Source organism: Candidatus Neomarinimicrobiota bacterium (assembly GCA_021157965.1).
In the GTDB taxonomy this organism is placed as follows: Bacteria; Fidelibacterota; Fidelibacteria; order Fidelibacterales; family Fidelibacteraceae; genus Fidelibacter.
In genome coordinates this window covers 1-5,288 of record JAGGVO010000053.1, presented here as the reverse complement: position 1 = coordinate 5,288, position 5,288 = coordinate 1, and the positions used below count along the sequence as shown (strand labels likewise).

Genomic DNA, 5,288 nt, shown 5'->3' with positions numbered 1-5,288 from the left:
CTGAGGTATGAGAATATGATGGCTTTGGCCTTTCTATTTGGACGGAATTTCGATAAACTTTTAAGAAAAATACTATCCATGATTGATTTGGAGGTGCCCATGATGAAGCTGTTCATAAAAATCATTCCCCTCCTGTTATGTGCCTTTTCTCTTTTCGCAAAAGATGCGATTGAAATCATCGAAAGCATTCCCGTTGAAACCACCCTGGATAATCCCGATATCCGGAATACTACAGAAGTCTGGATTGAAATGATTGACGGGGCGGAAGTTTCCCTGGATTTCGGGGAGTTTTATATCTCCCATAAAAAAGGCGAAGCCCTGGAACCGGTCCTGAATGCCGTTTACCGGGCTGCGGACCGGGGGGTGGCCGTCCGGTTTATCGTGGATGGAAATATGTATAAAACCTACCCCGAAACCGTGGATAAACTGAAGAAACATAAAAACATTTCCGTCCATATCTATTGTCTGAATGACATCACCGGCGGAGTGCTGCATGCCAAGTATTTTATCGTGGACGGAAAGGAACTCTTTCTCGGGTCCCAGAATTTCGACTGGCGGGCTTTAAAACATATTCATGAACTGGGAATCCGTCTTCATAATGCGGAAATCGTCTCTTTTTATCAGGAAATTTTCAACCTGGACTGGCAGCTGTCTGATAATAAAACGGATGCCGAAAAGATAATCCGCACGCTTGAAAAGAGGAATGAGCTGGCACAGTTTGAAATATCATCGGAAAAATATGGAAAGATAAAGATTATTCCCACTGCCAGTAATCCGTCCATCATCTTTTACAAACCGAACTGGGATGAAACACAGATAGTCCGGCTGATTGATTCGGCAAAAGAATCCCTTCAGCTTCAGTTTCTGAGTTATTCCCCTTTGTCCCGGGGAGAACTATATGAAGCTTTGGATTTTGCCTTGCGCCGGGCAGCGGCACGGGGCGTAAAGGTGGAAATGATTTTATCCGACTGGAACTTTTATTCTCCCCGGATCGAATACATCAAATCGCTCCACGCCATCCCCAATGTGGAAATTAAATTTTCAACCATCCCGGAAGCAAATGAAGGGTATATCGGTTTCGCCCGGGTGGAACACTGCAAATTCATCGTGGCCGATGACAAAGCATTCTGGCTGGGGACATCCAATGCATCCAAAAGTTATTTTCACTCGGGAAGGAATTTGGGAATTGTGGTTGAAAATGAAAAGATCTCCAAACGGGTGTCGGAGATCTTTTCCAAAAGCTGGGATTCAGAATATTGTCACCGGGTGGATCTGTGCAAAGAGTACAAACGGAAAGAGACGTCGGAATAATCCGATTATTCTTTAGATTTTCCTTCTTCCAGCTCTTTAATGCGGCTGTTGATGGATTCGAGATCCTTTTTCAAAGCATCCGCTTCCTCTTTTAACAGCCGGGTCTCATCTTTGGGATTCATGGGCGGTTCAGGTGCAACGGGGGGAAAGTTCTCATAGTCATAACCGCCCCGAAAGCGGTTTCTCCAGCCGAATCCCCCACCGAAACCCCGGCCGTACCCTCTTCCAAAGCCTCGACCAAGGCCCCATCCGCGCGGGGTTCCCTTGGTATAGCCCGGACTGCTGTATCCACGGCAATATCCCAATCCCCTGCCGCTCATGGGACCATATCCTTCAGGTCCTGTTCTGTCTCCTCGTGGCATTGTATACCTCCTTTGTTTATTTTTCATTCATGTCCGTGACGATGCCGGTGACTGTAAGGCGGATATTCCCTCTGGGACATCTCATCATCATCACATTCCGGACAGATATCCCGGTTCAGGCGCGGCGCCGTGCCGGTCCAGGTCTGCCCGCAGCGGATACATGACCGACGATCCGGGCCCGCCGGATACATGCGAATCATTTTCCGGTGTATCAGGGCATCAGAAACCTTCTGATGTGCTCGTTTAAGAATATTTCCAAAGGTCTGCCGGGAGATTCCCATCTTCTCGGCTGCTTCACTCTGATACAACCCTTCGTAATCTGCCAGGCGGAGAGCCTCCAGTTCATCGGCCTCCAAACGGACTTCCTCAAGCATTGCCATACCCCTCCCACGGGGCTTGAAAACCTCTTCTTCGTATGTTCCGTATATCCATCGGTTTTTCATTGGCCTTGGCATCGTTTCTCCATTATTGGCATATGCTAATTATAATTTAAGGAGTTATAGGGAAAAATCAAGATAATCTTGTTGGAATTCAAAGTGTGGTGTGTTTTATCTTGATATGCTTATTTATGATTGTCTGCTCAGTAATCGTGTTGTCTTGAATGTATTGGTTCAGGCGAAAATGGATTTTTTCTTAGATTCATTTAAGGATGAATGCCTTCTTTTCAAAGCGGTCTGATCGAGTTTAAATTGTCTTTCTTTCAGTCGCTGATTCATTTTACCCTCAAAGACTTCATACGATACACGGCAGATGGACTGACAGCGGCAATATCTTCGTCGATCATTTTGCAGGTCAACCGGCGATAGCCTTCTTCAAGGTGATCTTTACAATAATCCACAATCGCTTGCTTTTCCCAGTCTAAAACCCAAAAATCACGGGGAATATGACCATTATGCCGCTTCTCCAGTCCATATCAGTCGTAATATTTACTGGAGCTTATTCCGAGCTTTGTGATAAACCATTTCTGAGGCAGACCGCTTTTTATTTCCATGTTTTTTACGTATTTCACAACAGAATCCCGTATATCCGGTTCAACCCATCTCCCTCTCAAAGCTCCCCATGGTACTTTTTTTTAATCGGATGTTATCTGCCATGATTTCTGCAATCAGACTTGCATTATTAATGATTGCACTTTAAAGTATTGTTAAAGTGAAACTCGATGGAATTAATGAAACTGAACCGTAGGAAATTGAGGAATTATTCACAAAAACTGTAACGTTTATTTCTGGGCTTGTCTATCAACTTTTCAGAGTAGCCTTTAAATTGCATAATAATAGATAGAAAGCATAAAAAGAATCGTACTTGAGTTCAGCAAAGAGATACCATATCTTTATTTGTAACAAGAGGTGTGTACCGTGAAAAGAAACTATTATATTTTATTAATTATTGTATTTGTTTGTGTTTATTGCACCGAAAGAATTGACAGTATCAATGGTGTTACAGGACATTGCGAGTCATTATTTTTAAAAGATGGACCTTCAGACCGTTTGTGTATCAATAACAGATTTCCTGATTATTCATTGAATTCATTGGATACTGCCGGATGGAAATCTTGTGAATTTTCTACTGAAGAAGAAGTCACGTATTTTGAAGGTGCTTACCTTTGGGCGGCATTCAATCCAAAATACAATGAAAATTTATCGTATAAAGCATGTGGAGAAAACATTCCTTCTGTCGTACCACCTGTTAGGAATTTTGTAAAAAATACTAATAACTTACACCCTTCCATGAAATGGAATTTTACATGGGGACATTATTACATTTTAAAACGAAAAATTGGTAATGGTGCATGGCAGACTGTTTTTACAGACAGTTTATTATCATATGCTTATGTAAATAATAATATTCCTGATACGGTTTATACAGATTTTACAATCAATCTTAAGAATCTTGAAGGATATGTCTGGTATGCTATTTATAATAAATTGTGGGATTCTCTTTCACCGGCATCAATACTGGTTTGGCCGGCTATCCCACAGATAGACCGTTAAAAAAAGGAGATTATATCATGAAAAGAATAATCATTATTTCCATTCTTTTGGTTTCCTTTGCGCCTGTGACATTATATGCATTACTCCCATCACATCAAGTAGTCGTTGAAAATCTAAATCGTCATGTCGCCATCCTTTCCGGTGAGGAAGGGTTTGTACATCCGGATAGTCAAAATGTTCAGATTACTTTCAGGAAAGTTGGTCAGCCGGGTTATGCTCTTGCCGGAGATTATCTGAAAATGGAACTTGAATCATATGGATATACTGTTGATACTTTTGAATACAGTATTTTTCTGACCGGTAATTCCCGTGCGAATGCTGAAGATATTTTTGTTTATAAAGAAGGTAAGAACCATCCTGATGAAATACTGCTTTTGTCGGCTTTTTATGACGGTTCTCTGACATGGGGCGGGAGTAGTGAAAATCCTTCAGCGGATATGAATGCGTCGGGAACTGCGGCAATACTGGAAACTGCAAGGATTTTTTTCAGCCTTGATCTGAGCAGGTCCGTTCTTTTTGCTTTCTGGGGTTCAGAAGGGGACGCTACGTGGGCATTTAAGGAAACATATTCCGACAATCCTTGGATAGACCGGATTTTCATGCAGATCGATGTGGAAGCCATCGGATTTGATACATTGGGATTGCGGAGAACTGAAGCTCAGATACCCAGTTCAAATGATCAGGTTTATTTAGACATTCTTGCACGTTTTGATTCTGTGGTCACTTCAGAAAATATCGATATTTCCGTGGGTTATAATCATTACGGTGCCGCAGGACTGATCACAGGATGTCAGATACCAATGATGTCTTTTACACAATCCAGCTCGTATTATAATTCTCATATCTGGACCCACGGAGACAGTATGGCATATTTCGATTTTCCGGTTTTTCATGACAGAGTCCGTGCCATTGTGGCCATGGCTGCATATACCGCAGAAAACGGCGCTCCGGATTTATCACCTTCTGCTGTTTCACATGAAGGAGTCCCGGAATGTTTTACGCTTTTCCCCAATTACCCCAATCCCTTTAATCCGGCCACAACCATCCGATATTCACTGCCGGAAGCCAACTGTGTTATTCTCAATATTTATGACATCACCGGAAGAATGGTTGAGCAGATCATCAATCAACACACTCCCGCCGGATATCACACCATTTCCTGGGACGCCACAGGATACAGTTCGGGAATTTATATTGCCCGGATGCAGGCGCGGGATGTTGTGAAGACGCAGAAGATGGTGCTGATGAAATAGGCGTCAGTTGTCAGTCGACAGTCGTCAGCCGTCAGTCGTCAGTCGTCAGTGGGCAGGATTGGTCAACTCGTCACGCGTGATGAATAACAAGTTGACAAATTAAACCCAATTCAGTCATTCATAAAATTCAATTCATCATTCATCATTATTTATGTACCCCGAGCAGGATTCGAACCTGCGACCTACGGTTTAGAAGACCGTTGCATGGTTTTGTAACATGCTTATAATCAATGACTTACAGGAGCGTTTAGAATCCGTTACCGATAGGTTACCGAAAAGCTTAACGCTTATCATACTCTTTATATAATAGAATAGCTCTATTCTTTTAGCCCGTTTTCACCATTAATAATAAGGCTTTTAGTCCTTCATTT

The 5,288-nt window shown here is 42.5% G+C and carries 5 protein-coding genes; 3 read left to right on the top strand and 2 right to left on the bottom strand.

All coding sequences use genetic code 11. The annotated features are described in order from the left end of the window. Positions 1-1,311, top strand: a 1,311-nt coding sequence (locus J7K63_08680) for a hypothetical protein (GenBank protein MCD6235094.1), incomplete at its 5' end; no start/stop codon positions are given. Between the two features lie 5 nt (positions 1,312-1,316). Here J7K63_08680 and J7K63_08675 read toward each other — a convergent pair. Then, positions 1,317-1,673 carry a DUF5320 domain-containing protein gene (locus tag J7K63_08675; GenBank protein ID MCD6235093.1) on the bottom strand — a complete coding sequence of 119 codons (357 nt, stop codon included), beginning with the start codon at positions 1,671-1,673 and terminating at the stop codon, positions 1,317-1,319. 23 nt (positions 1,674-1,696) lie between these two features. Beyond that, positions 1,697-2,128, bottom strand: a complete 432-nt coding sequence (locus J7K63_08670; protein ID MCD6235092.1) for a DUF134 domain-containing protein — start codon at positions 2,126-2,128, stop codon at positions 1,697-1,699. Between the two features lie 900 nt (positions 2,129-3,028). Here J7K63_08670 and J7K63_08665 point away from each other — a divergent pair. Then, the gene (locus J7K63_08665; protein MCD6235091.1) at positions 3,029-3,664 is read left to right on the top strand and encodes a hypothetical protein; all 636 of its coding nucleotides are present in this window, start codon (positions 3,029-3,031) and stop codon (positions 3,662-3,664) included. Positions 3,665-3,681: 17 nt separating this feature from the next. Continuing rightward, complete coding sequence (locus J7K63_08660; protein MCD6235090.1) at positions 3,682-4,917, top strand: T9SS type A sorting domain-containing protein; 1,236 nt, start codon at positions 3,682-3,684, stop codon at positions 4,915-4,917. Positions 4,918-5,288: the final 371 nt, after the last annotated feature.

Bases quoted from the DNA above. Each gene is read 5' to 3' on its own strand.
- J7K63_08675 (MCD6235093.1), bottom strand. From the start codon at position 1,673: ATGCCACGAGGAGACAGAACAGGACCTGAAGGATATGGTCCCATGAGC.
- J7K63_08670 (MCD6235092.1), bottom strand. From the start codon at position 2,128: ATGCCAAGGCCAATGAAAAACCGATGGATATACGGAACATACGAAGAA.
- J7K63_08660 (MCD6235090.1), top strand. From the start codon at position 3,682: ATGAAAAGAATAATCATTATTTCCATTCTTTTGGTTTCCTTTGCGCCT.